Genomic DNA, 220 nt, shown 5'->3' on the forward strand with positions numbered 1-220 from the left:
CATTATTTGAAGTCTCTTTAGTTAGAGCACTGCAGGTCTATCGCCAAGCGGTAAGGCAGCGGCTTTTGATGCCGCCATTCCCTGGTTCGAATCCAGGTAGACCTGCCATTACAACTTCATTACGCTTTTACCAATTAGCGGGATGAACACAAAATTGATGCGGAAGTGGCGGAATTGGTAGACGCACCAGATTTAGGTTCTGGCGCCGCAAGGTGTGAGA

The 220-nt window shown here is 48.6% G+C and carries 1 tRNA gene; it reads left to right on the top strand.

Annotated elements, in window-relative coordinates:
* The first annotated feature begins 33 nt into the window (after positions 1 to 33).
* Positions 34 to 108, top strand: a tRNA-Gln gene (locus AC5O63_RS22530).
* The last annotated feature ends 112 nt before the right edge of the window (positions 109 to 220 follow it).

The sequence above is a fragment of the Vibrio sp. SCP2 genome (assembly GCF_059295395.1).